This is a genomic window from Bacillus sp. FSL R5-0397 (genome assembly GCF_038593395.1).
Taxonomy (GTDB): Bacteria; Bacillota; Bacilli; order Bacillales; family Bacillaceae; genus Bacillus; species Bacillus altitudinis.
In genome coordinates, this window is record NZ_CP151992.1 from 199,341 (window position 1) to 225,826 (window position 26,486).

The following is a 26,486-nucleotide window of genomic DNA, read 5'->3' on the forward strand; positions in this document are numbered from 1 at the left end:
TTTAGTAAGTAATAAATAAGATATAAATACATATTATCATGATTTAAATGTTGAAATAATATATACTTAGTATATAATTACTCCGTAAAGGGATGGGAGGAGTTTGCAGATGATTCAGATCAAGCATGTGAAGAAGGAATTTTTTCAAGGCCAGGAGCGGACTGAGGTGTTGAGGGGCGTTGATTTGACGGTAGAAGAAGGGGAGTTTGTAGCGGTGATGGGACCGAGTGGTTCTGGAAAAAGTACATTACTTCAGTTGTTAGGCGGGCTTGATCTGCCTACTGATGGAGAGATTTTGATAGATGGGCATCAGTTAAGTGAGATGAATGAGAAAGAGAGAACGATTTTTCGCAGAAAACAGATTGGGTTTGTGTTTCAAAATTATCAGCTGCTGCCTACATTAACTGTCGAAGAAAATGTGGCGTTTCCGCTGCATGCAGATGGACGTTTAACAAAGGAGAATCAACAGACGGTTGTAGAGCTGTTAGAGGCTGTCGGCTTGAATGGGCTTGGGCGGAAACGGGCTAGTTTGCTGAGCGGCGGGCAGCAGCAGCGTGTAGCGATTGCAAGAGCTCTAGTCAATCAGCCGTCAGTGCTGTTAGCAGATGAGCCGACGGGGAACTTGGACCGACATAGAGCGGAGGATATTTTGGCGTTAATGTGCAAGTTCAATCGAGAAAGCAAGCAGACGATTATTATGGTGACGCATGATATTTTCGCAGCGGGGTTTGCGGATCGAATCATCCTTTTTAAAGACGGTGTTATTGATCAAGTGATTTCTAGAAAGGATGATGATTATGCTCAGTATGTGGCGAATTTCATGGCGTAACATGCTTCAGCATAAAAAGCGGTTCGCCATTTCTGTCTTAGGCATCATGGTTGGGATCGCTTTTGTCACGTCGATGCTCATTGCCGATCGAACGACAAATGATGTGTTTCATTACTATGAGCAAATGTATGTCGCTGATGCAGATTATTGGGTGTTGAGTGATGATCATACGTATGATGAGGAACAGATCTCCTCCATTTTAAAGCATCCTGATGTGACAGGATCATTATTAGCGCTGGATAAACAGACGTTTTTTGATGTAGAAGGTGATCACTCTCTTAACCAACGGGCGGTGCGCATTACCGGAGTACAAGATCAAACGAGCTCTTTACTGAAGCTGCCTGTGATTGAAGGGCGTTTGGATAATCAGGGGTTGGTCATACCAGATGTTGTGGCGAAACTGCTGAATAAGAAGGTGGGAGATACCATTCGTTTTTCTGATTTGGGCGAAGCGAAGGTATCTGCCATTGTGGAATATACACAGCTGCTTTCAAGTCCAAGTGACTGGGAGGGTGCAGAATCATCGAGCTTTCGTGTGATGGCGCCGCTTGATTTATTGAGAGACTGGACGGGACTCGATCATCAGCTTTCCTATATGAGATTTCAGACGAATGATGGCGGAGAGCAGCTCTTTCAATCTTTACAGAAAGAGTTCAAGGATGCCGATGTTTTTGTCCAGCCTGTGGTGGCGGATGACCGGCAAAGTAATGACATTGGCGGGTTGTACACGTTCTTTTACCTCATCGCAGGGCTGTCGATGTTTATGAGCGGTTTTATCGTGTTTAATATGATCTATACGAGTGTGATGGAACGAAAAAAAGAATTTGCGATCATGAAGAGCTTCGGTTATACACAGGGCTCTGTTTCTAAGCTGATGTTGATTGAGGTTTTGATCTTGGCTTGTATTGGAACCGTCATTGGGGTACCGATTGGCGTTTGGCTTGGGGATGTGTTCATGCAAACACTGCTTGGTGTGTTTGCTTTTGATATGGTGTATTCGTTAGATTGGCAAGTGCCTGTTGTAATAGCAGTGATCGTTGGTATTGTGTTCCCTGTGCTGTTTTCGTTATTTCCGATCTATCATGCAGGGAAAACGTCTGTGCTGCTGACTTTAAAATCCACCACCCAAACTTCTGCACCGAAGAAACAATCGGTCATTAGAGCGGCGATAGGGATAGGCTTGCTTTCATTCATATGGGTGGATCATCCGGCTGCTTATCTTGCCATTTTAGCCAGCATGGTTCTGTTATTCCCATTTTTCCTGCTCTTTTTGAACCGGTTGTTGGCGCCTCTTTTGAAGCTTGTTTTTGGCTATCCAGGTCATCTATCAGCGCAGCATGTCACGCAGCAACTGAATCGAAATGCCAATACGGCGGCGATTCTAGCTGTTGGGATTGCTGTGATCTTGCTTTTAAGTGCGGTCATTGAATCGGCTCCAAATGGCTACGAAAAAGAGATTCGTCAAACGTATGGAGGCGATCTCAGGGTTACTTCTGAAGCCCCATGGACGAAAGCGGATCAAGAAAAGCTGTCATCCTATGAGGCTGTTGAGCGGGTGGAACCGATGATGGAAGCGGCTCCTTTGACATGGGAAACGGCTGATGGAGAGAAAAGACAATTTTCTCTGATCGGCGTAGAGGAAAAGGGCCCGTCTTTTATAGAAGATGACAATAAAGGCGATTTGTATCAACATTTAGCAAAAAAGCCCTCTATCGTGTTAGGAGAGCGTGCGTTTGATGAATGGGGTGGGCGTATTGGAGAGAGTGTGTATCTCAATGCACCTTCTGGCCGGCAGCAGTTACAAGTCATTGATGTGGTCAAGACTTCTCATCATTCAGGTTATGTGGCATTTGTCGATCAGACATTTTTACAAGAGGATTTAGGGTGGACGCAGCCCCTTGATATCCTGCTTACGTTAAAAGACAAAGGGGCCGGTGAGTCTTTACGAGATCAGCTATGGGAAGACTTTGGGCAGCGGCTTTCAAAGGTGAAAACAGTAGAGGATGAGATTGAATCAACGACATCGGCTTTAACTGGTATGAACGAGTTAATTTCTATGATGCTCATTTTCATTATGGGGCTCGCGAGCATTGGAACAGCCAATACACTGCTGATGAATACGCTTGAACGTACGTCTGAGATTGGCACCATGCGGGCGCTTGGGCTGACAAAGCAGCAGGTGAGAAAAATGATCGTCGGAGAAGGTGTGCTCATTGGGTTATCAGGTGTGATTGGCGGCATTTTATTTGGTGTGATTCTTCTATATGTCTCAAGCCAATCTGATTGGCTCGGTGGATTTGTTTCATTTCAGCTGCCATTTGTGCATGTGTTGCTGGCAGTGATCGCAGGAATTGCGCTCAGTTTAGCGGCTTCGTGGATTTCTAGTGCGACAGCGAGTAAAATAGAGATGATATCATCTCTCAAAGAAGGTTAAATCATATGTCAGTGAAATACGGAATTTTAACATCGCTCTGTCAGCAGCAACATCATGGATATGAATTAAAGCTAGAGCTGGAGTCATTGCTCGGAATAAAAGGAAAAATCAACCCGGGTCAAATCTACACGACGCTTGATCGGTTAATTCGTGATCAATTGGTGACAGCAGTGGGAATAGATGACCAAGATCGAAAGCTGTACGACGTGACGGAAGAAGGCAGACAAGAGCTTGAATCATGGCTGTTGGCGCCTGTTCCGTATCATGCTGTAAAGGATGATTTTCACTTTAAATGGGGCTGTGCACGGAAAATCAGATTTCATCATGAAAAAGAAATGCTTCAGCAGCAGAAAGCCGTCATCATGAAAGATGTGATGGAACTCACGAAGCTGAAAACGGAATGTCTTGTGCAAGGTGATGAGAGTCGGTACTTATTGATTTCTGGCACGCTGCTTCATTTAGAGGCGGATTTGAATTGGATTCATCAAATTGAGCATCGGAGCGGAGCATCATTTTAGAGAGGTCTTTCTTTTGAAGAAAGGTCTTTTTTTGGCTTCGTTCGGAGCATACGCAGATAGGATGGGAAGAAAGTTTGGTATGATAGGTGTAAATTGATTGTATTTTCAGAAAAGGGGTTTGATCAATGAAAACATCACGTAATCCTGAGACCATTCACGCGCCAGTTGCACCGTACATCCATCAAATAGAGACAACAGGACCGCAGCGTTGGTTAACCTTATCAGGGCAAGTGGGGATGGAAGTCGATGGGACCATCCCAGCGAGCCCGATGGAACAGCTCGAGCTAGCGTTAGAGAATGTAAAACGCAATGTAGAAGCGGCAGATATGAAAGTAGAAGATATAACGAAGCTTGTGTTTTATTTGGTAGGTGAGTTTGATGCTGAGAGAAGAAAACGAATCATGGGTCAGTTTTTAGGAGACCACCTGCCTTGTATGACGATGATTTATGTGGTGGCTTTGGCTTCACCTGCTTTAAAGGTCGAGGTGGATGCTTGGGCTTGTCGGGATATGGATTCGGTTTAAGAGTTGGCTTAATGATGGTCTTGATGAGGTAGATAATGAAAAATTTTTGCATAAGGGAAGTATGGGATAAAAGATTGGATTTTCATATCCAATCTTTTTTATATTTAGTTCTCTCTAATTTATTGATATAAATACCTTTTAAGTATTTTTTTAGAATATTTTACACAATTCCCCTTACTTCGACATTTTTCATATGGTAATATCAGGGTGCATAGCGATTGGGTCTATTGACACTATGCAAATTTCTAGAGGAGGTTTTACTTATGACAAGAAACCAAAAAGAATGGGAATCTGTGAGTAAAAAAAGCCTTAAGCGTCCAGGTGGTACTTCAATTGTTAAGGCAGCTGGATGTATGGGGTGCTGGGCCTCAAAGAGTATTGCAATGACACGAGTTTGTGCACTGCCACATCCTGCAATGAGAGCTATTTAATGAATAACATAGGGAGTTAAGCATATATTGCTAGCTCCTTATTCTATAAAAGGGGTGTCTATTTATGTCAAGTAATCAACTAGCAGAATACGATTTACCTGAACTAGCGATTCATTTGCAGCCTCATGGCGCAGTCATGATAGATAGAAAATCAATGTATTACTTTAGATTAAGTGGAAGAGGGGCTCAGCTTGCATTTTTATTATCTAAGAATAAAGACGTGAGCAAAACTGCTCGTATCTGGGAAATCGTTAAAAAGGAAAAGCTAACAGCTGATCAGTTGCGTGAAGAATTGAGTGCTCATCCTTTTACAGAAGCTTGGACACAGGGGTTATTGGATCAACCTATTCAATTTACAGGATCTTTACAGTCCTATTTGCCCATTAGCTGTACTCTCCAATTAACAAACGCTTGTAACTTAGGTTGTTCCTTTTGCTATGCTAGTTCCGGTAAGCCCTATCCTGAAGAGTTAACATGTTCCCAGTGGATTAATGTGATGCAAAAACTAGCTGCGCAAGGTGTGGCTGATGTGACTTTAACAGGGGGCGAAGCCAAGCTCATAAAGGGTTTTAAAGAAATTGTGATGGTTGCGAGTTCATTATTTACGAACGTAAACGTTTTTAGCAATGGCTTAAACTGGAGACAAGAAGAAGTGGAATTACTCAGTCATTTAGGAAATGTATCTGTACAAATTAGTATTGACGGTACGAGCGACACTCACAATTCCTTAAGGGGAAGGAAAGGTGCTTTTCAGGAAAGTATGGAAACCATCCAGCGGTTAACAGAAGTGAATGTTCCTGTAATTGTTGCAATGACCATCAATGAAATGAACGCTGATCAAGTAGCGGAGGTTGTTGATCATTGTGCAAAAGCAAATGCCTCTATTTTCCGTGCTGGTAAGACATTATCCGTAGGACGTGCTACAAAGAATTTTAAAGCGCTAGAAACTTCATTTGAACATCGTGTTCAAAGCCAGTTACAGCAGGCACGTTCTAAGTGGGGACACCATTTGAATATAATTGATTGGGAGCATGAAGAGAGTTCTTTTACAACTGATTTTTGTACACCGGGTTATTTGGCTTGGTATATAAGGGCAGACGGTTATGTGACACCTTGTCAATTAGAGGATATTCCTTTAGGTCATATTCTAACTGATTCTTTTTCTGATATTGGTTCACCAACACGTCTATTGAAATTGAAATGTGAAGCGAAAAACTGTAAATGTATAGGGAAAGTTGAACTATCCGAGCCAGATCTCCCCTTTGAAAATGAAAAGAGAGCAGGCATCACTCATGAATAGTATGACTTTTATTTTGTGGTCAGGTCTTGGAGTGATAGGGCTCTTCCTGTTTGCGAAGTATAGAGTGTCAACAATAGAATCAAACCTTTTAGATAAAATTGAGGCAAGAAAAGTGGGTATCGATTTTATTAGAGAGTTTGTGGGCATAGACGTGGAATCTTGGGAGGTATATTCAGTCTATTGGTATGATCATGAAACAGTGAATAAGTTACATCATTTAGGTTTACTTAAAAAAAATCGACATATACTTCATGAAATGGGATTGGTTGAGTCTTGGCGTGTTCGTTTTGTTCACCAAAACCAATCATTCGTGATAGGAGTAAACGCTAAACGGGAAGTGACCTTTTTTTATGCAGATGTAAGGCAAACTTCATTATCTAAAAAAGACGGTCAGATTTCACTAGAAGGTTTAAAAGATCAATTGACTTGTTCTTCAAAGGGATTATGGGCTAAGACAAAACCAACTGGTTCTGGTTCAAAAGAAGAGGATTTTCGTGAAATTAAAACATATTGGTATCTCGCTGAAAAGGAAGATATCCGACTTAAGGTAACAGTTGAAATGCAATCTGGTGTGATCACATATATCGGCACAGATACAGAGATTTTAACGGATCAGATGAATAAAGTAATAAGAGATGAACAAGTTGAGTCTACTTTTGGTCTCTCAGGTATGTTAGGGTCAGCTGCTGCGATGATCATGGCTATATTAGTTTTAGTCTTAATGAATGTTCAAATTAACCTCACATTAAGTTTTATGCTGGGTTTCATGATTGTACTAGTGCAATCTCTCACAATTAAGGAGGATATACAGTTAACGATAGTAAATGCTTACGATGCTAGGATGAGTGTTCAAACTGTTAAATTACTTGGTATACTCTCTACTTTGTTTGCAGGATTATTGACAGGATTTGTAGTATTTATATGTTCATTGGCAGGAGGCGCTCTTGCGAATGAATTAGAAATGAAATTTTTAGATGAAATCGTTGGACAAACTTTTATTGGTCTTAGCGCTGGGTTAATTAGTCTAGGCATCACATCACTGGTCTTTTACCTGTTAGAGAGAATGAATAAATTACGTATTTCTCCGGAACTATCGAATAGAAGTATGTTTTTATCTGGATTTACTTTAAGACAAGGGCTTAATATGAGTCTACAAAGTTCTATTGGGGAAGAAGTGATATACCGACTCTTAATGATTTCTCTTATATTTTGGTTTAGTGGGAATGCGATATTGTCCATTTTAATATCATCTTTTTTATGGGCAATTATGCATCAGGTTACTGGTTATGATCCAAGATGGATTCGCTGGGCGCATCTTTTTGTTTTTGGATGTTTTCTTGGTTTTCTTTTTATGCATTATGGATTTATTTGTGTACTGGCGGCACATTTTATTCACAATTTTGTGCTCGTTTGTATGCCCTTATGGCAATTTAAACTTCAAAGATATCTACATACCAAAAAGCCTCAGCATACATCACTCTAATAAAAGGGAGAGATTTGATGCCATTCATGGAGGTTCAGAATGTAAGCAAACGATATAGCAATGGTGATGGGATAGAGGGTCTTTCATTTTCCATTGAAGCAGGGGAGGTTGTGGCGCTGCTTGGGCCTAATGGTGCGGGGAAGACGACAACCATTCGATGTTTAACAGGTCTCTATCAACCTGATCAAGGGGAAATACTCATAGAGGGATTTCCTCCTGGTCATTCCCATGTCCAAAAAAAAGTAGCTCTTATTCCAGATCAGCCATATTTGTACCCAGATTTAACGGTTGCTGAACATGTTCAATTCCGTGCGAGGGGCTATCATAAAGGTTTAAAACAGATCAAAGAGAAGGTATTTGAGGCGTTGAAAGAAGTACATATCGAAATGAAGATGAACGAATTGTGCGGAAGGCTTTCAAGAGGTCAAAAACAGCGTGTCGTCTTAGCAGGGGCCATTGTGCAAGATGCCACCCTTTTTATTTTAGATGAGCCGACCGTTGGGTTAGACATCCCTTCGAAACAATGGCTGTCAGATTGGCTGATACAGAAGAGCCTTCAAGGAGGTTCGGTTCTTGTGTCCACTCATAGTCTAGAGTTTGTTCTTGATACGGCTAGCAGGGTGATATTGATTCGAGATGGTGCCATCATGAAAAGTATCACTGTTCCTAAGCGGCAGGAAGAACAAATGAAGTGGCGGGCAGAAGTCATTCAACTCTTAGGGGAGTGGTCTAGTGAATAACACGCTTTCCCTTTTATGGATGAAATCCCAAAGGCGCTTGATCAGTAAAAATCAAGAAAAGAAAATGCCCTTTCTGATCTTGCTACTTATGATGGCTGCCATCGGTTTTCAGCTGAGCGCAGTCTCAAGTATGGGCGATTGGAATGCAAGTACAGCTGGATGGATCATTGTCGTTTTATTTGTTCTTTATACTGGCTTTGGTTTGTTTTCGAATAGGCTGCCTAGTCAGATGAACGATATCATGTGGTTGTATGGAAGTGGTGCTTCCTTATGGACAGTTGTGATGAGTGTATGGGTATATCACATTCTTTGGAGATGTGCTTTTCTCATTGTTTCTGCTGTGATGGCTGATATCCTCCTTCTTTGTTTAACGAAGCAGTACTTTTTTCTACTTGGTAAATCACTCCTGTTAACAGCGCTGTTATGTATGATCGAAACATGGATGATTGCGGTATCTTGTGCAAGAACCATTCAAGTATATAAACGAGTGCTCTTCATTGGTTTTATACTGATGTTTGGTTGTCTTTCATTGCTCACTTTGAATCAATTGATATTGAAACAGTCGTCTATGATGGAGATATCTGCTTCTTTGATGTATCAAGTCGGACGCATGATAGAGGAGTTTTCATTCATTTCTGTATTGATATTACTTGGAGCGATGATTCTATCTTTCATGATGATGTACAGGTCGAGTCATCGTATAGAGATGATGGAGTCGTTAGTCAAAGAGGCGGCATTTTGGGAGGAGTTTGAGGGGAAACAGGTTCATGTAAATCCAATAAGTCCAAAGAAAAGCAAGACGTGGTGGGGGCTTTCAACATTAACGGGCATCTGGGCTTTCCTTTGGCTAGAAATATTGATGATCAAAAAGTATGCTACCTTCCACCTGTTATCTACCATGCTGTTGATCGGTACTTACTATGTCGTCAGTTCTTATTTTTCAGATTGGTTGACTCTATTCTTTCTGGTCATTGGTGCATCTGTCCTGCTCAGTTCATATTACGCTGGGATTGTAAGACACGGGCAAACAGGATTGCTGTATCTTTTTCCGGGTGCTTTATATCAAAAAATTCTTCTATTGGAAGTGTTTCAAACCTTTTGGTTGTATGGTGTCTACTTGATTTCTCTTATCTTGTTAGAGATTCATGATGTATTGTATTGGGCCATTTATGGGGTAGGGGTTTATATTTGGTTTTTGACCATACGGCTCTTTGCCTTTACGCAGCCTTTGAGACGAGAAGCGAGTCTTTCTTTGGGCATCTATTATCGATCATTGCTCATCGGATCTGTCATAAGTGCTGCGGTCATCATTAGGATTCATCTGTTCACTGATGGCTGGTTTACAACGATGACATGTGTAATTGCTGGATGTGTATGTTATGTGATGTGTTATCGATGCCGTGGGACTCATTAAAAAGAGGAGTTGATTGTCATGAAACCAGAAGATAAGCTATCTCAATCGGTTCAACGTTTAGTCAATACCAATGAAGTAACGATCGTTCAAGCCATGGGGGAGTTAAGGAAATCAGGAAAAGAGGCAGTGCCAGTGCTTGTTGAAGCCTTAAAAGAAGAGGGTTCTTTGCGGAATATTGCAGCAGCGGTTCTTGGTGAATTTGGAGCAGATGCAGGGGACGCAGCAGAAGCTCTTGCCAAACTCTTAGAAAGTGAAGAAGAGGAGACAAGAATGGCGGCTGCGATCTCACTCATGAGAATTGGTCAGCCTAGTTTGCCATTTCTTCTGCCTTTGGCAAAACGCTATAAGGGTCCTACTTGTTTTTGGGCGTCGTGGTGTATCTCTTGGATTGATCCATCAAAAATCGAAAAAAATATGTACGAGTGCCTAAAACAGGAACAAGAGAATCCATCAGGAAATGTGGCACCTTTTGCTGCAGAAGAGGCACTAGGAAAAATCATCGCCTTTCAATTAAAAGAAAAGGGGGATGAGTAGTGGAAACGCAAATACTTAAATGGCCTGAGCACCTTCCTTGGATTCATTCTTCACATCAGCGGTGTTTACCTGAAGAGCATACTCAGCTTCTTTATTTTTGGTCAGTTAACTGTCCGCATTGTGAAGAATTAACCGACCACATTCTACATAGTGTGGATCAGTTGAGTATCCATTTAACCTGTGTCCATGTTCCATATACGGAAGAAGAAAAATCGATAGAGGTTGTTTCGAAATATGCGGAGGAAAAGAATCTCATTGCTCCCATTGTGTTGGATCAAGATTATGAGATTGTCACAAAATATAAAATTCAAGGATTACCAAGTTTTTGCCTCATAGATAAAGAGGGGCAATTAATTGATCGGAAAATGGGAGATACCGGCTGGGAAAAAATATTAAAAAAACTAGAAAAACGATCATAATTAGGGTTATGGAGGAGAGCGTTTTGTTTCAATCAAACCAAGAATTGAAAAAAACGGTGGTCTTTTATGCAGGTGTGGGAGCTGTTTTGCTGATTCTCATGATGTTGAAATGGCTGCCGATTTCTGCAGACTGGGAGTTGCCGTTGATTTTGTTTGGATTGGGGATTTTGTTTTATGTGAAGCGTGTGCTTTTTAAAGAAGAAAAAGATCATAAGGCATAAGTTTTCTACCGAGGTGATCTAGAAAGGTACAGTTGATGAAAGGTAAGTAATAAAAGGTTGGATGTTGAATCCAACCTTTTATTACTTCCTGTATTGAGTTTAAAAACAAGGGAATGCTTTTATATTCTCATAGCAGTGTTTGAATTAAATTTTAAAAATCCAATGTCCTCCATGTATTTGAAATAGCGTTTGATTAAATGATCATCCATAGGGGGATAGGTCATTCCATGTGCTTGGAGAACTGTTTGAGTATTTGTTGAGTCAAAGTGCGCCATGTTTTCGTATAGTTCCCAGACTGTTTTGTCTCGTTCTACCTTTTCAGTGAGCATTGGAAGAAATGGCGTAAGGGCGTTGTCTGCGTGTTGGTCGCTTGCTTGAATGAGAGCTTCTACCCAATCGTTATATGCTTTCTTTTCTAATGGATAGCCTATTTCTTCTGTGATTTTTTGAAAAAATTCACCTAATTCCATGCTTTCTTCTTGAGGTGGGACGAGGTGATAGGCTTTGCCGAAGTTGGCTGGATCCTTGCATATGGTTGTAATGGCTTTTGAAACAAAGTCGACGGGTACGAATTCTTTTCGTTGATTCGGTAGCTCACCGTAAGCCTTTAATTGGATGCATCCTTTGATTAGTCTCGCCATGTAATCCTCTGTATTATGAACACCTGTTTGACTGTCGCCCATGATGAAGCCGGGGCGAAGGACTGTGATCGGCACGCCACGTTTTTTTGCTTCCCACATGATTTTTTCTGCCACCCATTTACTTTGAGAGTACCCAATGTCCTTTTCTACAATAGGAAGATAAGCATCGATGGATGTATCTTCAAAAAGAACGGTCGTGCCATCTAGATACCCGGCAGGTCCGAATATGGCAATGGTCGATAAGAAATGAACAGGCTTTACCTGTTCTGTGCAGGCGAGTTTGATGATATTTTCTGTGCCGGTGACATTTGTATCCTTGTGCATGTGATAGGGCTGAACGTAATTGACTTTTGCTCCATTATGATAGATGACATCAATGGTTTGGGCGAGTTGTTGAAATTCCTCTGTTGAGAGTCCTAGTTGAGGCTTGTCCAAGTAACCTACAATCGGTTTTAGTTGTTTCAGATAATGTTCGTCCCATAGGTGATATTTCTCCATATTTACTTGTATTCTCTGTCTTGCGTGCTGTTTGTCCCTTGCTCTGATGACACAATAGATTTGGATGGAGGGATTCATTCGAACAAGCTCTTTAATGAGATAAGCGCCTAGAAAGCCGGTTGCTCCTGTTAATAACACGGCATTCTGCTTAAAGGATTTAGAATCGAATAGGTGCTTTGGCTGAATCTTTTCATCTAAAAATCCCTCTGATGTGAGCTGTTGTTTCGGCTCAGGTGTTTGATTTTGTAGCATAAGATGAACTTGTTGAATCGTAGGATGTTCATAAAGGGTGCTGGCAGGTAGTTCAACGTGTAATGTTTCCTGCATACGCATTAAGGTTTTGGCGGCAAGGATGGAGTTTCCTCCTAAGTCGAAGAAGTGATCGTTTGTGCCAATGGGCTCTACCTTTAATAGGTCTGTCCATATTTCACAGAGTGCTTCTTCGGTTTGATTAGTTGGTGCGACATATTCAGTTTGCAGTTTGGGTCTGTCGAAATGATGTCTTGGTAGTGCTTTTCGATCGACTTTTCCATTTGTGGTCGTAGGGAAGTTTGTCAATAGAACATAATGTGCAGGGCGCATGAAATCAGGGAATGTTTTCTTTGCATAAGTTTGAATGGTATATAGATCCCATGTCTTTTTGTTGGACGGAATGATGTATGCAATGATGCGCTTATCCCCAGGTATCACTTCTGTGGCTGTCACCAAACAGGATTTAACACTTGGATGCTGGATCAACACATGCTCAATCTCGCTAAGCTCAATACGAAAGCCTCTAATTTTGACTTGGTCATCCTTTCTACCAATATATTCAATCAGCCCATCAGGTTGTTGTCGAACAAGATCCCCTGTTTTGTAATAGGTTCTTCCATCCCGTTCGATGAAACGTTCCTTTGTTAGGTTTGCTCTTCGCCAGTAGCCTAATGCTAGTCCATCTCCTGAAGTGATGAGTTCCCCTATTTGTCCTTGAGAGACAGATTCACCTTGTTCATTTGTGATGTCAATGATGGTTCCTGCTACAGGTCTGCCAATTGGTATACTGACGAGATCATCCCAGGTGTCTGGCAGTTGAAAAGTTGTTGTGAAGATTGTATTTTCTGTCGGGCCATAGCCATTAATGATGGTCGTATGTGGGAGCTCCTTTAATGCTTGATGAACGACTTGAGGAGACATGACATCTCCGCCAGAGACGATGTATTTAACTGATTTGATATCGTTCAGGTGTGACTCCATCATCAAGTTGAACAATCCAGTAGTTAAAAAAAGAATCGATACATCATAGTCTTTAATGGTTTGACTGACGAGTTCAGGAGTCAGTTTTCCAGAAGGAGGAATAGCGAGTGTCGCTCCATTTAATAAAGCGGACCATATTTCAAATGTAGAGGAATCAAAAGAGATGGTAGATAATAATGCTAAGGTATCAGAAGAATTAACGGGCAGAAAGGAAGGGTTATGCGTTAGGTGCATGATACATCTATGTGTAATGACAACACCTTTTGGTTTTCCTGTTGTGCCAGAGGTATACATGATATAAGCGGCATCAGAAGGTTTTGCATCAAAAGACGGGTTTGACGTTGATTGTGTAAGGATGAGATGTTTTTCTTTATCTAAGTAGATAGTAGGAATAGGCAAGGAGGTTAGGCTTTGAGTGACATGTGATGTTGTGAGTAAAAACGATAGTTCGGCATCTTCAATCATAAATTGAATACGTTCACTAGGGTAATTTATATCTATAGGCACATATACGGCTCCTATTTTGGTGATAGCGAGAATAGAGACAATCAATTGTGGTGATCTTTCTAAGGCTAGGCCAATATGAGAAGCTTTCGTTACGCCCATTTTGATAAGGTAATTGGCGAACTGGTTACTTTGTTTCTCAAGTTCAGCATATGTGATGTTCTGATGGTTGCACGCTAAAGCTGGATGATGCGGCGTGTGAGTGGCGTGGTGTCTCATGATATCACATAAATTTTGATCATTCATGATGATATTCCCCCTCTAGAATTTGATAGATTAGGAATGTTATTCCTAAATCCATCCAAAGTGTATATGAAGAAATATTCATTGTCAATGAAGGTCATATCAACAATAAAATGTAAAATTTATATAATAATTGAAATAATATGCAGATATATTGTCCTATTTAGAGATAAAATGTATAGGACCCTCGGCTTTTTCCTTGAATGAGCGTTTTGATGATCAAGATGAGATGAAAATAGGGGGAAATTGAATCATAAGATAGGCTGGATTCATTGATAGGATGAAAGATCACTTTTTTATTAGAAATATATATACTATTTCGAAAAATATTTGGTAAAATATACAGGTATATCTTAAATTTGTTATATATTGTTTAAGGAGCTGTCGTGTTGAAGGGATCTAGGGTTGAGTTTATTGATAGTTTACGTGGTTTTAGTTTATTAGGTATTTTGATTGTGAATATGCTTAATTTTCAATATGATTATGATTTTGAGAAGATGTTTGATCCGAGCATATGGGGGCAGGAGTTTGGGGTATATGTGACGGAGATCTTGTTTCAGGGGTCATTTTATCCGATTTTCTCCTTTTTGTTTGGGTATTCTTTTATCAAGTTGATTGAATCCACGAAGGCAAAGGGGCTGAATACGAATGCCATCGTCGTTCGCCGCGGCTTTGGTCTTATTGTGCTTGGGATGTTGCATTACATATTCATTTGGAATGGTGATATTCTCTTATATTATGGAGCATGTACGTTTTTCTTGATGATGTTTTTAAGCAGCCGGATCAAAACAATGCTGATTTGGTCAGGTGTGTTAGGTGCTTTGTCATTAGTGGTTTTACCATATCTGATGACCTTTGTTTATGGAAATGATGATTTATTAACTGATGTGTATGCGAAGGGTGCATACGGTGATATTTTATTGAGCCGGGTAACGATTGAAGACGATATGATGATTGTGACCATTATTATGGCGATCGTGACCATTACGATGATGCCGATCTTGGGTTTTCTATTCGGTACGATTATGGTGGGGCCATTTGCACTGCTTGGCATGGCGATCGGGAAAAAAGGTCATTTGACAGAAGAAGATCGAGGCATGGCTTATCGTAAAGGCTGGGTTTGGATGATTATCATCGGGCTCGCTTTAAAATGTGCAACGTTCAGTGATGCTCCTTGGAGTGAAATGGTGTTGACGTTAGGAGCCTATGTCCTGACGATCGGTTATATTCAAGCTTTCATTGTCTTTTACTATTCAAAGGCTGCACAAGGGTTGAAACGTCTGCTTGCAGGACTTGGCCGATTGTCTTTATCAAACTATTTGGCTCAATCTATTATTTGTACAACGATTTTCTATTCTTACGGACTTGGGTTATTCGGACAAATGGGCTCAATGTTTGGGCTGCTACTTGCTGTTGGACTTTACACAGCTCAGCTGTTCATCAGCTATCTCTATTTGAAAAAGTGGAGAAGAGGGCCTGTGGAATGGCTTATGGGAAAATGGGTATATTGGAGATAAATTGATTTGTTGAGGAACCGCATGGCTGAAGAGCTGTGCGGTTTTTTAGTTGGATCGCATTCAAAAAAGTTCATAAAAGGAGTTGAATATTTTTTCAGTGTGTATATAATGTATATATAGTGTATATACAATATTTCATTGCGAATACCAGTACAGAAAAAAGAGGTTTTTTATATGCAAATTACGATTTCTAACCATTCTAAGGAGCCTATCTATGAGCAAATTACGACGCAAATCAAATCGTTGATCTTAACGGGTGAGCTTGCAGAAGGTGCGGGACTGCCGTCTATCCGAAAGCTGGCGAAGGATTTACAAATCAGCGTCATCACAACAAAACGTGCATATGAAGAGTTAGAGAAGGCAGGATTTATTTATTCGATTGTCGGTAAGGGATCATTTGTTGCCGAGCAAAACCTAGAGGTCATGAGAGAGAAAAAATTGAAGGTGATTGAGGAACAGCTTGGAGCGGTTGTTACAAACGGCAAGGAATTAGGCTTATCTTTTGATGAATTGCAGCAGTTATTAAAGTTCTTGTATGAGGAGTGAGATGAGTGGAGCATGTGATTGAATTCAAAGGAGTATCAAAACGGTTCAAAGACTTTTCTGTGCAGAATCTCGATTTACAGGTCAAAAAGGGCTTTGTTACTGGGTTTATTGGAGAAAATGGAGCTGGTAAGTCGACCACGATTAAAATGATCATGAATTTGTTAAAACCAGATTCTGGTGAGGTTAAAATTTTTGGATTAGATTATCGCACCCATGAAAAAGAGATTAAGGAACGAATTGGCTTTGTTTACGATGCTAACGTTTTTTTTCCAGGATTGAATTTAAAAGACATCAAACGAATTGTGGCACCTGCCTATAAACGCTGGGATGATAGACTATTTTATCAATATATTGAACAGTTTGGTCTGCCGCTGAATAAAGCGATTAAAACATTTTCAAAAGGGATGCAGATGAAGGCATCGCTTGCGATTGCGCTGTCGCACCATGCAGAGCTGATTATCATGGATGAACCAACTGCTGGTTTAGATCCGGTATTTAGAAGAGAGCTGCTCGGCACGTTACAAGAATTGATGATTGATGGAAATCGAACGATTTTTTTCTCAACGCATATGACGACTGATTTAGATCGCATCGCGGATTATATTGCGTTTATACAAAATGGAAGATTGGTCTTTCAACAGTCGATTCATGAGGTGGCGGAGAATTATGCGCTGGTGAAGGGGAGCCTGGATTTGCTGGATCGAGACACAGAAAAGGCGTTTATCCATATTCAGCGTACGGCAGCCGGATTTGAAGCATTAACAGATCGGATTGATTTATTTTTGGGGACGCTGTTGTGATTGAACCGGCGTCGCTTGAGGATATCATGTTTTATTTGAAAGGCGGGGTTGCGCATGTTTCATTTAATTAAGCGTGATGTGATTTTGCAAAAGAAGCAGTTACTTATTTTTATTCCGTTTATCTTATTTTTCATTTTCATGGATGTCCATCCAGTATTAACGTTTCTAGTCGCTAGTGTCTTTATTCCATTTAACACATATGCTTATGATGAGAAGGCAGAAACGAATATTCTATTAAATTCCTTGCCCTATACACGTAAAGAAATTATCGCATCACGTTATCTTGGCGCCATTTTTTATATGAGTATTGCGATCGTGCTGACAAGTGCTGCATTATTTGTGTTTGGGAAGCTGTTTTCGCTGTCAGATATTGCGATTGGCAGCGGGTTGTTTTTATTGTTTGCAGCATGTACGTTTCCATTGTTTTATATCTTAAAGCCTGGTTATATCACAACGGCAGTGATCATTGGCTTTATCGTCTTATCTGCTATGGGACCGCCTGTTGTTCTCTATTTAGCAGAGCAATTCAGTGGGATCACTAATTTTATCATGAATTTATCGATCCCTATTGTCTATACGGGGTCAACTGTACTGATTATGCTCATCTACTTGCTGTCTTGGGGACTTTCTACTGCGATTTACCAGAGGAAAGTGTTTTAAATCAGATGATCACATCATTTATAGAGAATCATTCATTTTGAGGTAGGCCTTTCAAAATGGATGATTCTTTTTTGCATCCGGTGAAATTGACATACAGAAGAAAAGAGGTTATTGTTAATTAACATAATGTTAATTATTTTTAACATTATGTTAAATAAATCATCCTTTAAGAAAGGAATTTGAAATGGAGATTAAAAATAGAATTAAGGTATTACGGGCAGAAAAAGACTGGACACAAAAGGATTTGGCAGAGAAGTTAGGTGTGACTCGTCAAACTGTGGCAGCGATTGAAAATGGTAAATATTCTTTGTCTTTAAAATTAGCATTTCAAATTGCTAGGACATTTGAAGTTGATTTGTATGACGTATTTCAAGAGGTCGACAAGGAGGAACAACAATGATAACGACGATCATACTTTATTCTCTCATTACCCTTTCTATTTTAAGCACGGCCTTTCAATTTAAGAAAAACCGTGAATATAAACATGATGAACGAGGTCAATTTATTTTAGCGAAAGCCGGAAGTTTTTCAATTGTAGGTGTGGCATTAGCCTATATATTGGTTGCTGTCATTCAAGCTTTTGTTCATGAATTATCATCTCCAACGGAATGGTTTTATATAGCGATTACGTTTATGTATGTATCAAGTGTTTGCGCAAATACCATTGGCATTATCTATTGTGAAAGAAAATACTAATCTTTCATCTGCGGATGCAAGCTAGGGTACTTCATCATGAAGGGAAGAAAAAATAATGAAAAAATTACTGAAAATAATGCTGATTGCTCTATGTACCATTCTGACTGTCTTGGTTGTATTTGTAGCCAGTGTTTATGTTGTGAATCTAATTAGTAATGAAAGAGAACAGGGGAAAATAGAAGATTATGGGCAAAAGGTTTTGGTGGATGGGAAGCAGATGAATGTGCTCATTCAAGGCGATGGGAAAGAAACGATTGTCCTTCTACCAGGCTATGGAACTGCTTCACCCGTGCTGGATTTTGAACCGTTAGTCAAGGAGTTATCGCCATATTATAGAGTCGTAGTGATTGAACCGTTTGGTTATGGTTTAAGTGACGACACAGATAAAGTAAGGACAAGTCAAAACATTGTGGATGAGATTCATGAATGTTTGCAGAAACTCAACATTAAAAAATATACGCTGATGGGTCATTCGATTTCTGGCATCTATGGATTAGAATATGTGAATCAATACGAAAAAGAAGTCCAAGCCTTTGTTGGAATTGATAGTAGTTTTCCTAAGCAGGAGGATGCAGATGAATTGCCAGTCTCCAGCTTACAGCTGCTTCATCAATCCGGCTTTTACAGATTGATAGTGAAAATGAATCCAGATCAACTGGTGATGCCTAAAGTAGATGATCAAACGAAAGCTCAGATTAAAATGCTGACTTTCCGAAATTTCTTGGATGAAAGCCAAGCTAGTGAGGCAGAAAACTTTAGAAACAATTTTAAAAACGCTCAGCGCCTACATTTCCCTAAGAAGCTCCCTGTTGCTTTCTATCTAGCGGATCAAACGGAGAAAGAAACACCAAACTGGAAACCAATGCATGAAGAGCTGCTGAAAAATGTAGACCACGGAAAAGTCGTTACTTTCAAAGGCGGCCATTATTTGCATCATACGAAATCAAAAGAAATCGCAGATGATGTGAGGGAGTTTCTATCGAACAACGAGCGCTCACGTTAGCGTTTTTCCTCCTCAGCTGGACAGATGAAACATCGCAATTTTGATCAAAACGAGTGAACTGATTTGTTTTATGATCAAGAAGAGGTGAGGGAGATGATGTATAGTCGGGTGACGCAAGAGGTGATTTCTTATTTGGAGTCGCATTTGATGGATGAGCTGTCGCTGAGACAGGTGCATGAGAAAGTAGGATATTCACATTTTCATTTGCTGCGTGTATTTAAACGAGAAACCGGGCTGTCGATGGGGGAATATGTGCGGAAACGAAGATTAGCTACGGCTGCACAGCTTCTTTTGTATACGGATCAAGGGATTTTAGACATCGCTTTTTCGTTACAATTCCAATCGCAGGAAGCCTTTACGCGTGCTTTTAAGCATCTTTATTCTTTACCTCCCGGAATGTACAGGTCCATGATGAGAGATATGCAAATGAAAAAGGAGGAAGATTCGATGACATTACATGAAGCAGTACCTGGCTGGGGTTTGAGTGGTTCACATCCGCATATGTATGAGATGGGTGTTGATACAGCAGAGTTCCATACGGGAAAGCAATCAGGTGTTTTATCATCTAAAGAAGGCGTACAAGAAGGACAGTTTGCGACGATGATGCAGGGGTTTCAAGCAAAAGAGTATGTAGGCAAGCGGTTGAAGCTCTCTGCTTTCTTGAAAACAGAGAATGTATCTTCAGCAGGAATTTGGATGCGGGTAGATGACGGAAAGGGTGATACGGTGCAGTTTGATAATATGCAGAATCGACCTGTGACAGATTCTACGGAATGGAATCAATATGCGATCGTATTAGATGTTCCTACGCGCAGTGAATCCATTCATTTTGGAGTGCTACTCAGCGGTCATGGAACAGTCTGGGCTGACGGTTTTCGATTTGAGGAAGTGGATGAGAAAACACCTACAACGAATATGGTAGAGGCTTCGGCTCTGCCAGATGTGCCGATGAATTTGCATTTTGAGCTTGAGAAGACCGTGTGAGCGGTCTTTTTTGTTGTATACAAATCTGCATGAACCGTTTATAATGAAAAATATAATTAAACATACCGACGGTCGGTATGTAAAAGGAGGCGTTTGAACTGGCGCGAAATAAGTATCCAGAAAAGACGATGCAGCAAATTTTGGACGTGTCGACAAAGTTGTTTCAGGAAAAGGGATTTGAAAAGACAAGTTTGCAAGATATTATCCATGAATTGAATATGTCTAAAGGGGCTATTTATCATCATTTTAAATCGAAGGATGAAATATTACGCGGCGTGATGGATCGGCAGTTTCGTTATGCAACCGAGAAGCTTGAGGAGTTAATTGAGCATACGGAGGCAGCTCATGCGAAAGAGAAGCTGCAGCTTATTCTGGAGCAGCTTGTGGCAGACCCGCAGTCTCATTCGATTGATGGGATCTTGGTTGATCAGATGAAAAATCCGCAATTTGTGATTGAAGGCATGAAGACAGGTGTCAATCAGGATGCTTTGAGAATCAAACAGTTAATCATTGAAGGGATTGAGGATGGTTCGATGGAAACTGCGTTTCCTGGTGAAGTGGCAGAAGTATTTTTGCTTCTTGTGAATATATGGTTGAATCCCACCTTGTTTGTCCGCAATCATGAAGAAACGGTCCAGCGTTTGTGTTTTTTAAAGCAGATGATGAAGGGTCTTGGCGTGGATATTGTGAGTGATCTATTTATTCAAAAGGTGACAGCGCACTATGCTGAAATTGGCGGGTATGATCTGCCCGAAAGATAAAGAATGCCAACTGATAGGAGGATGACGTATGATTCATTTTATGAAGGTTGAGCTAAGAAAAGGCCACATGAAGCAGTATATTCAAGCTAGTTTCATCGCGAGTATTGTGCTGCTAGTATTCATCTATTTTATTGCGTTTGCTGCAAAAATTGAACGCGAACCGGGTTTTCAGCAATATACGAATATTTATTTGTTAACGAGTACAGTATGGATGATCTTTTTTTCTATCATCACAGCTATGCTGTATTGGCGTGTAGGCAAGACTGTTTATCAGGAACGCACATCCAATTCAGTGAGATTCCTTTCTCATATGATATGGATGGTGTGCCTTTCAACGTTTGCGATGATGTGTAGTATCATTCCTTCGTTTGTTGTGTTTAGTGTGACTGAATTGTTTTTCCCTATTGTTCACGATACGCTGACGGCAGGTTCTCTGTTTCAATTGATGAAAACATTCTTTATGTTGATTGTTTGTGTTCAAGCGATTGGCATGATGGCGATGAGAATAGGCTTGAGCAAAAAATCTGTTTTGATGACCGTCCTGACTGCCATTGTTTTATGTGCTGTTTTAGGAAATGTATCGCTCGCCATTTATGGCAATGATCAATTGAACCTCGTCCTGTCAGGAGCGATGATCTCGGCAATTCTCATTGTGATCTTGGAATTGTGGAGCCGCATCGACCGGCTGCAAACGAGGTAATTCATGATGGGAAAAGGATGGAGATATGTGAAGCATACGGTTCGAATTGAAGAAGCAATAACGGAACTTTCGTTAAACTGGCTGGTGGGAGATGTTCGCCTTTATCACCATGATCATCCTTATTTATTGATGAAGCAGACCACCAATCACGTATTCCCCCATCGGTATTTACTGCATCATCAAGTGCAGGAAGGCAGGCTAGTCATTCAAGATAAAAGAAAACGAGCGATCAGCTTGGGGCTTCATCTTCATCAAACGAATTTGGAGATTTACCTCCCTCAGGCACAGTTACAGTCCTTGTCTATTCATTGTAAAGGAGCAAATCTATTCTTGGATGGACTGAAGGTGAAGGAGGCTGACTGCCAATTGATTTCTGGAAAGTCCATGTTTACGGGAGAAATCAAGCATCTGCGCTTGCAGACAGTGGGTGGATTTATTTCTAGTCAACAGCTCAACACGCAGACAATGAGCCTGCGTACTACTTCGTCAAAAGTGGAGATGGTAGGTGCTTTTTCAGATATTGATCTGAATTTAATAGGCAGAAGGGTACAGATACATTCAAAGGTCATGCTGCATTCGCTCAAATCGACGTCAACTGGATCATCTGTCAAAGTGGCAATTCCGGAAAATGATGGATTTATTTGTTATGTGAAGAAAAGATCAGGTACGTTTCACAATGACTTTCCTTGTGATGTTGATCAGGAGAGAATGGTTTATAAAAATGGAGGGAAAAGCTTTGAGGTCGATATAAGGGGAGGTTCTTTTCTATTAAGTGATGGTCATTGAAGCGATGATGATCCTCTGATTCGATATATCAATATAAAATAATTTGAATATCTTTTTATGTCAGAATATTTTGTTAATAGTGTTTTCCTCAAAAAAACAATTGTTTTTTAAGGGTAGATTTATTATGATAATATACATCGAAAGATTGAAGATTTTGAATCAGAATGAAAATTCTGATTTTTTATTTTTTATGTTGTTTGTTGATGAGGGGGAATAGAAGTGGCTCAAAAGGAATTAAAGAGAGGGTTAAGTGCTCGTCATATTCAAATGATTGCGCTTGGCGGCACAATTGGTGTTGGCTTATTTATGGGGTCAGCTAAAGCCATTCAATGGACAGGTCCATCGGTTCTTCTAGCGTACGCAGTGTGTGGTATTTTTATCTTTTTTATTATGCGTGCGATGGGAGAAATGTTGTATCTTGAACCGAGTACGGGATCGTTTGCTACATTTGGGCATCAATATATTCATCCGCTTGCGGGGTATATGACAGCTTGGAGTAACTGGTTCCAGTGGGTCATTGTTGGAATGTCTGAGATTATCGCCGTAGGCGCTTATATGAAATATTGGTTCCCGGAGTTACCGGCGTGGATTCCCGGATTAATCGCCATGATCATTTTAGGTGCGGCCAACTTGATTTCGGTTAAGTCATTCGGTGAGTTTGAATTCTGGTTTGCGATGATCAAGATTGTGACGATTATTTTAATGATCATTGCAGGTTTAGGCATTATTTTCTTTGGGTTTGGCAATGGTGGAACAGCGATTGGTTTGTCTAACCTTTGGGCGCACGGCGGGTTCTTTACAGGTGGATTTAGCGGTTTCTTGTTTGCATTGTCCCTAGTGATTGCTGCCTATCAAGGGGTAGAGCTCATTGGGATTACTGCAGGTGAGGCGCAAAATCCGCAAAAGACGCTGACAAATGCCATCAAAAGCATCATCTGGCGTATTTTAATTTTCTATATCGGTGCGATCTTTGTCATCGTAACGGTGTATCCGTGGGATCAGCTGAATACGCTCGGCAGTCCATTTGTGGCGACGTTTGCGAAAATTGGAATTACGGCAGCAGCAGGTATTATTAACTTTGTTGTCATTACAGCAGCGATGTCCGGCTGTAATAGTGGAATCTTCAGTGCGGGACGTATGCTTTATACATTAGGTGTGAATGGACAGGCACCTGCTTTCTTCACAAAAATTTCGAAGAATGGTGTACCGTATTTTGGGACATTTGCTGTGCTGATTGGTTTAGCGGTTGGGGTGGTCTTAAATTATGTTTCTCCGCCAAACATTTTCGTTTATGTGTATAGTGCGAGTGTCCTTCCTGGTATGGTGCCTTGGTTTGTGATTTTGATTAGTCATATTGGCTTCAGAAAAGCGAAGGGGGCAGCGCTTGATCAGCATCCGTTTAAGCTGCCGCTTGCGCCATTTTCTAACTATTTGACAATCGGATTCTTGCTGATGGTGCTTGTGTTTATGCTGATTAATCAGGATACACGAATTTCTCTCATTGTGGCAATTGGGTTCTTGATTTTAGTGGCGCTTAGCTTTTTTGTATTTGGAATTGGTAAACGAAAACCGATTGAAACAGCTTCTTCTGATCAAACGGTGAAATAATCAAAAGCCTTGCGGAGTGGACCCGCAAGGCTTTTGTCGTTTACAGAGAAGCTTTGACACGCTGAAAGACATCTGGAAAGTTGGTGAAAAGACCGGTGACACCGTATTGCAGAAGACGTGTCATGTCTGCTTCGCTGTTTACCGTATATGGGTGAAGGAGGAGTCCGTGGCTTCTGACCTGCTGTACATTTTCAAGTGTCAACGCTCTAAAATTCGGTCCGACCCCCACTGCATACGATTTGATGAAGTCGAGCTGATCATCTGTAATAGACGTCATTTGCGCTCTATCTAATAGCTGTACTTTTGGAAGCCGAGGGGCGAGTTTCTGCAATTTTAATAGACTTTCTTGGCTGAAAGATTGGATGATGACCTGCCCTTTTCTCGTATGTTTTCCAAGAAGATGATGTTTCTTTAAGACAGCCAATAGCTTTTCTTCCATTTGTGGATAGATGTCTGGTTTTTTGGTTTCAATATAATAATTTTCTCGTTTACCGAAGTAGCGTAATACCTCATCTAATGTGAGGACTTGCTGTCCAATAAAGTGGGCATTTTGTTTGTCGGGGTTGGCTTCGTTAAACCATGCACCGGCATCAAGCTGTTTGATTTCGGCAAGTGTGAGGTCTTTGACCCAGCCTGTTCCGTTTGTCGTCCGGTCAACCGTTTCATCGTGCATGACGATGAGGTGTCCATCCTTTGTCATTTGAAGGTCGAGTTCGAGGTAATCTGCATTCATCTTTGTGGCGAGCTTGTAGGAAGCTAGGGTATGCTCTGGGGCATACCCTGATGCTCCGCGGTGTGCAACGGTTAAAATGCGATCTGGAGATAAAAGATGTTCATGTGCCGATATGGTGGTCGGCACCCAACCAAAAGACAGTAAAGCAAAAGAGAGTAACACGAAAGCAAGTAATCTACTTTTCTTCATATTTTATCCTCCTTTTACGGTAACTGCCTCCATCATAAGAAATAGATGTAAAGGGCATGTTGGGCGGAGATGAATCTTTTATGTGATTTTCATTAAGCTTGCTCTACGCGCTTTCCTGTATTCCATGTCATGGCGAGGAACACAATCGCAAGGATACAAGAACCAACTAGTAAAATGAAACCTCCTGTCCAGTCATAGTGATCGACGACGACGCCCATCATGGCATTAGCAAAAGCAGAGCCACCAATATATCCAAAGAATCCTGTCAGCCCGGCAGCAGTGCCAGCGGCTTTTTTCGGAGCGAGATCAATGGCTTGCAGTCCAATGAGCATGACAGGTCCGTAAATTAAAAACCCGATGCTGATGAGGGCAATGTTATCAACCATTGGATTGCCAGCAGGGTTTAACCAGTACACAAGAACCGCAATTAATACGCCAATCATAAAGAGTACGCCAGCAGGTGCGCGGCGGCTTCTAAAGAAGCGGTCACTAATCCACCCGCACAATAATGTACCAGGGATGCCTGCATATTCATAAAGGAAATAAGACCAGCGTGAATGCTCTGGTGAGAATCCTTTTGCTTCTGTTAAATAGGTAGGTGCCCAGTCTACGACCCCGTAACGGACAAAGTACACAAAGACGTTGGCAATGGCGATATACCAAAGGAATTTATTGTTGAGTACATATTTAAATAAAATCTCTTTTACGGTTAATTCTTTTTCTTGATCTTCATATTGTTGTGCCGGATAGTCATTTCGGTATTCTTCGATTGGCGGAAGACCAGCGGATTGCGGGGTGTCCCGTACGAGAAGAATGATGACGAAGGAGACGATAATGGCGATGATGGCAGGGAAGAAAAAGATACTTTTCCACGTCGCAAACAAAACAATTCCTAATGTGATAAGCGGTGCAAGAATTCCCCCACCGATATTGTGAGCGACGTTCCAAATGGACATTTTCGTTCCACGTTCACTCACCGAAAACCAATGCGCCATCGTTCGTCCGCATGGCGGCCACCCCATTCCTTGAAACCAGCCGTTTAAGAACATGAATAAAAACATGATCCATACACTGGATGTCACCCATGGAAATGAGACAAATAGAATATTGATAAGAGCTGATAGAAAGAGTCCAGCGGCTAAAAAGTATCTTGGGTTACACCGGTCTGAGATCATCCCCATAATGAATTTACTAAAGCCATAAGCGATTGAAACAGCCGCCAGTACAAAGCCTAATTCACTTTTTGTGAACCCCTCTTCCTGTAAATAAGGGATGGCAAATGCGAAATTTTTGCGCAGCAAATAGTAGCCCGCATATCCGATAAAGATTCCCAAAAAGACTTGCAGCCGCAGCCGTTTATAGGTTTCGTCTGTTTTGGCATCATCGAGCCTGTCGATATGCGGAGCCGGTTTAAACCATTTGAACATAAACATCCTCCTCTTGTAGATATGACTGAAACAAAAGTACGAGGTCTGTCTTTGATCTTGTACTTTTTCAGAGACAAAAGAATTGATAGCGCTTTCTTTTGTACTCCCAT

At 40.9% G+C, this 26,486-nt stretch carries 26 protein-coding genes and 1 pseudogene; 24 read left to right on the forward strand and 3 right to left on the reverse strand.

What is annotated here, in order from left to right; genetic code table 11:
* Nucleotides 1-109: 109 nt before the first annotated feature.
* The 12 genes from NSQ70_RS01120 to NSQ70_RS01175 all read left to right on the forward strand — a co-directional run bounded on the left by NSQ70_RS01120 (nt 110) and on the right by NSQ70_RS01175 (nt 10,847).
* On the forward strand, nt 110-829 hold the full coding sequence (locus NSQ70_RS01120; RefSeq protein ID WP_342502374.1) for an ABC transporter ATP-binding protein: 720 nt from the start codon (nt 110-112) through the stop codon (nt 827-829).
* Complete coding sequence (locus NSQ70_RS01125; RefSeq protein WP_342502375.1) at nt 798-3,263, forward strand: FtsX-like permease family protein; 2,466 nt, start codon at nt 798-800, stop codon at nt 3,261-3,263. Before NSQ70_RS01120 ends, NSQ70_RS01125 begins: the two co-directional genes overlap by 32 nt.
* Before the next feature lie 5 nt (nt 3,264-3,268).
* On the forward strand, nt 3,269-3,781 hold the full coding sequence (locus tag NSQ70_RS01130; protein WP_178896768.1) for a PadR family transcriptional regulator: 513 nt from the start codon (nt 3,269-3,271) through the stop codon (nt 3,779-3,781).
* 125 nt (nt 3,782-3,906) lie between these two features.
* Entirely contained in the window at nt 3,907-4,305 is a 399-nt protein-coding gene (locus NSQ70_RS01135) for a RidA family protein (protein WP_178896769.1), read from the forward strand.
* A gap of 263 nt (nt 4,306-4,568) precedes the next feature.
* Complete coding sequence (skfA, locus tag NSQ70_RS01140) at nt 4,569-4,736, forward strand: sporulation killing factor (RefSeq protein ID WP_017366484.1); 168 nt, start codon at nt 4,569-4,571, stop codon at nt 4,734-4,736.
* Between the two features lie 64 nt (nt 4,737-4,800).
* Complete coding sequence (skfB, locus tag NSQ70_RS01145) at nt 4,801-6,036, forward strand: sporulation killing factor system radical SAM maturase (RefSeq protein ID WP_178896770.1); 1,236 nt, start codon at nt 4,801-4,803, stop codon at nt 6,034-6,036.
* Entirely contained in the window at nt 6,029-7,519 is a 1,491-nt protein-coding gene (locus tag NSQ70_RS01150; protein WP_138278026.1) for a type II CAAX endopeptidase family protein, read from the forward strand. Before skfB ends, NSQ70_RS01150 begins: the two co-directional genes overlap by 8 nt.
* Nucleotides 7,520-7,536: 17 nt before the next feature.
* Nucleotides 7,537-8,259 (forward strand): ABC transporter ATP-binding protein, encoded by a 723-nt coding sequence (locus tag NSQ70_RS01155; protein WP_178896771.1) that lies wholly within the window; start codon nt 7,537-7,539, stop codon nt 8,257-8,259.
* A complete protein-coding gene (gene skfF / locus NSQ70_RS01160) occupies nt 8,252-9,673 on the forward strand; it encodes a sporulation killing factor system integral membrane protein (protein WP_342502376.1) in 1,422 nt (473 codons plus the stop codon). The genes NSQ70_RS01155 and skfF overlap by 8 nt, the downstream gene beginning before the upstream one ends.
* 18 nt (nt 9,674-9,691) lie before the next feature.
* Complete coding sequence (locus NSQ70_RS01165; RefSeq protein ID WP_024719127.1) at nt 9,692-10,207, forward strand: HEAT repeat domain-containing protein; 516 nt, start codon at nt 9,692-9,694, stop codon at nt 10,205-10,207.
* Entirely contained in the window at nt 10,207-10,626 is a 420-nt protein-coding gene (locus NSQ70_RS01170; protein WP_008343914.1) for a TlpA disulfide reductase family protein, read from the forward strand. The genes NSQ70_RS01165 and NSQ70_RS01170 overlap by 1 nt, the downstream gene beginning before the upstream one ends.
* A 23-nt stretch (nt 10,627-10,649) precedes the next feature.
* Nucleotides 10,650-10,847, forward strand: coding sequence for a hypothetical protein (locus tag NSQ70_RS01175; RefSeq protein WP_113767281.1), 198 nt, complete (start codon nt 10,650-10,652; stop codon nt 10,845-10,847).
* 119 nt (nt 10,848-10,966) lie between these two features.
* Here NSQ70_RS01175 and NSQ70_RS01180 read toward each other — a convergent pair whose 3' ends face one another.
* The gene (locus tag NSQ70_RS01180; RefSeq protein WP_342502377.1) at nt 10,967-13,969 is read right to left on the reverse strand and encodes an amino acid adenylation domain-containing protein; all 3,003 of its coding nucleotides are present in this window, start codon (nt 13,967-13,969) and stop codon (nt 10,967-10,969) included.
* A gap of 386 nt (nt 13,970-14,355) precedes the next feature.
* Here NSQ70_RS01180 and NSQ70_RS01185 point away from each other — a divergent pair, with 386 nt between their 5' ends.
* The 12 genes and pseudogenes from NSQ70_RS01185 (at nt 14,356) to NSQ70_RS01240 (ending at nt 24,027) form a co-directional block, all read left to right on the forward strand.
* Nucleotides 14,356-15,483: a DUF418 domain-containing protein gene (locus NSQ70_RS01185; RefSeq protein ID WP_061417701.1), complete on the forward strand. Its 1,128-nt coding sequence runs from the start codon at nt 14,356-14,358 to the stop codon at nt 15,481-15,483.
* A gap of 174 nt (nt 15,484-15,657) precedes the next feature.
* Nucleotides 15,658-16,029, forward strand: a complete 372-nt coding sequence (locus tag NSQ70_RS01190) for a GntR family transcriptional regulator (RefSeq protein WP_008343911.1) — start codon at nt 15,658-15,660, stop codon at nt 16,027-16,029.
* Nucleotides 16,030-16,034: 5 nt separating this feature from the next.
* Nucleotides 16,035-16,900: pseudogene (locus tag NSQ70_RS01195) on the forward strand (ABC transporter ATP-binding protein).
* The gene (locus NSQ70_RS01200; protein WP_159145338.1) at nt 16,884-17,489 is read left to right on the forward strand and encodes an ABC-2 transporter permease; all 606 of its coding nucleotides are present in this window, start codon (nt 16,884-16,886) and stop codon (nt 17,487-17,489) included. Before NSQ70_RS01195 ends, NSQ70_RS01200 begins: the two are co-directional and overlap by 17 nt.
* 184 nt (nt 17,490-17,673) lie before the next feature.
* Nucleotides 17,674-17,889: a helix-turn-helix transcriptional regulator gene (locus NSQ70_RS01205; RefSeq protein ID WP_039176085.1), complete on the forward strand. Its 216-nt coding sequence runs from the start codon at nt 17,674-17,676 to the stop codon at nt 17,887-17,889.
* Nucleotides 17,886-18,185: a hypothetical protein gene (locus NSQ70_RS01210; RefSeq protein ID WP_327862483.1), complete on the forward strand. Its 300-nt coding sequence runs from the start codon at nt 17,886-17,888 to the stop codon at nt 18,183-18,185. Before NSQ70_RS01205 ends, NSQ70_RS01210 begins: the two co-directional genes overlap by 4 nt.
* A 55-nt stretch (nt 18,186-18,240) precedes the next feature.
* The gene (locus tag NSQ70_RS01215) at nt 18,241-19,188 is read left to right on the forward strand and encodes an alpha/beta hydrolase (protein ID WP_159145340.1); all 948 of its coding nucleotides are present in this window, start codon (nt 18,241-18,243) and stop codon (nt 19,186-19,188) included.
* 93 nt (nt 19,189-19,281) lie between these two features.
* Complete coding sequence (locus tag NSQ70_RS01220; RefSeq protein WP_041508153.1) at nt 19,282-20,172, forward strand: AraC family transcriptional regulator; 891 nt, start codon at nt 19,282-19,284, stop codon at nt 20,170-20,172.
* Between the two features lie 128 nt (nt 20,173-20,300).
* Nucleotides 20,301-20,933, forward strand: coding sequence for a TetR/AcrR family transcriptional regulator (locus tag NSQ70_RS01225; RefSeq protein ID WP_008343904.1), 633 nt, complete (start codon nt 20,301-20,303; stop codon nt 20,931-20,933).
* Between the two features lie 28 nt (nt 20,934-20,961).
* A complete protein-coding gene (locus NSQ70_RS01230; protein ID WP_342502378.1) occupies nt 20,962-21,633 on the forward strand; it encodes a bacitracin ABC transporter permease in 672 nt (223 codons plus the stop codon).
* Between the two features lie 27 nt (nt 21,634-21,660).
* Complete coding sequence (locus tag NSQ70_RS01235) at nt 21,661-22,419, forward strand: DUF4097 family beta strand repeat-containing protein (protein WP_342502379.1); 759 nt, start codon at nt 21,661-21,663, stop codon at nt 22,417-22,419.
* Nucleotides 22,420-22,638: 219 nt separating this feature from the next.
* A complete protein-coding gene (locus NSQ70_RS01240) occupies nt 22,639-24,027 on the forward strand; it encodes an amino acid permease (RefSeq protein WP_008343901.1) in 1,389 nt (462 codons plus the stop codon).
* A 40-nt stretch (nt 24,028-24,067) separates the two neighbouring features.
* Here the strand turns inward: NSQ70_RS01240 and NSQ70_RS01245 are convergent, their stop codons facing one another.
* The gene (locus NSQ70_RS01245; RefSeq protein ID WP_017358710.1) at nt 24,068-24,949 is read right to left on the reverse strand and encodes a glycerophosphodiester phosphodiesterase; all 882 of its coding nucleotides are present in this window, start codon (nt 24,947-24,949) and stop codon (nt 24,068-24,070) included.
* Nucleotides 24,950-25,041: 92 nt separating this feature from the next.
* Nucleotides 25,042-26,376, reverse strand: coding sequence for a glycerol-3-phosphate transporter (glpT, locus tag NSQ70_RS01250; RefSeq protein ID WP_008343899.1), 1,335 nt, complete (start codon nt 26,374-26,376; stop codon nt 25,042-25,044).
* Nucleotides 26,377-26,486 lie beyond the last annotated feature (110 nt).

Bases quoted from the DNA above. Each gene is read 5' to 3' on its own strand.
- NSQ70_RS01165 (WP_024719127.1), top strand. From the start codon at position 9,692: ATGAAACCAGAAGATAAGCTATCTCAATCGGTTCAACGTTTAGTCAAT.
- skfA (WP_017366484.1), top strand. From the start codon at position 4,569: ATGACAAGAAACCAAAAAGAATGGGAATCTGTGAGTAAAAAAAGCCTT.
- NSQ70_RS01120 (WP_342502374.1), top strand. From the start codon at position 110: ATGATTCAGATCAAGCATGTGAAGAAGGAATTTTTTCAAGGCCAGGAG.
- NSQ70_RS01205 (WP_039176085.1), top strand. From the start codon at position 17,674: ATGGAGATTAAAAATAGAATTAAGGTATTACGGGCAGAAAAAGACTGG.
- skfB (WP_178896770.1), top strand. From the start codon at position 4,801: ATGTCAAGTAATCAACTAGCAGAATACGATTTACCTGAACTAGCGATT.
- glpT (WP_008343899.1), bottom strand. From the start codon at position 26,376: ATGTTCAAATGGTTTAAACCGGCTCCGCATATCGACAGGCTCGATGAT.
- NSQ70_RS01225 (WP_008343904.1), top strand. From the start codon at position 20,301: ATGCAGCAAATTTTGGACGTGTCGACAAAGTTGTTTCAGGAAAAGGGA.
- NSQ70_RS01220 (WP_041508153.1), top strand. From the start codon at position 19,282: ATGATGTATAGTCGGGTGACGCAAGAGGTGATTTCTTATTTGGAGTCG.
- NSQ70_RS01230 (WP_342502378.1), top strand. From the start codon at position 20,962: ATGATTCATTTTATGAAGGTTGAGCTAAGAAAAGGCCACATGAAGCAG.
- NSQ70_RS01155 (WP_178896771.1), top strand. From the start codon at position 7,537: ATGCCATTCATGGAGGTTCAGAATGTAAGCAAACGATATAGCAATGGT.
- NSQ70_RS01210 (WP_327862483.1), top strand. From the start codon at position 17,886: ATGATAACGACGATCATACTTTATTCTCTCATTACCCTTTCTATTTTA.
- NSQ70_RS01130 (WP_178896768.1), top strand. From the start codon at position 3,269: ATGTCAGTGAAATACGGAATTTTAACATCGCTCTGTCAGCAGCAACAT.
- NSQ70_RS01215 (WP_159145340.1), top strand. From the start codon at position 18,241: ATGAAAAAATTACTGAAAATAATGCTGATTGCTCTATGTACCATTCTG.
- NSQ70_RS01245 (WP_017358710.1), bottom strand. From the start codon at position 24,949: ATGAAGAAAAGTAGATTACTTGCTTTCGTGTTACTCTCTTTTGCTTTA.
- NSQ70_RS01180 (WP_342502377.1), bottom strand. From the start codon at position 13,969: ATGAATGATCAAAATTTATGTGATATCATGAGACACCACGCCACTCAC.
- NSQ70_RS01125 (WP_342502375.1), top strand. From the start codon at position 798: ATGCTCAGTATGTGGCGAATTTCATGGCGTAACATGCTTCAGCATAAA.
- NSQ70_RS01200 (WP_159145338.1), top strand. From the start codon at position 16,884: ATGTTTCATTTAATTAAGCGTGATGTGATTTTGCAAAAGAAGCAGTTA.
- NSQ70_RS01190 (WP_008343911.1), top strand. From the start codon at position 15,658: ATGCAAATTACGATTTCTAACCATTCTAAGGAGCCTATCTATGAGCAA.
- NSQ70_RS01135 (WP_178896769.1), top strand. From the start codon at position 3,907: ATGAAAACATCACGTAATCCTGAGACCATTCACGCGCCAGTTGCACCG.
- NSQ70_RS01150 (WP_138278026.1), top strand. From the start codon at position 6,029: ATGAATAGTATGACTTTTATTTTGTGGTCAGGTCTTGGAGTGATAGGG.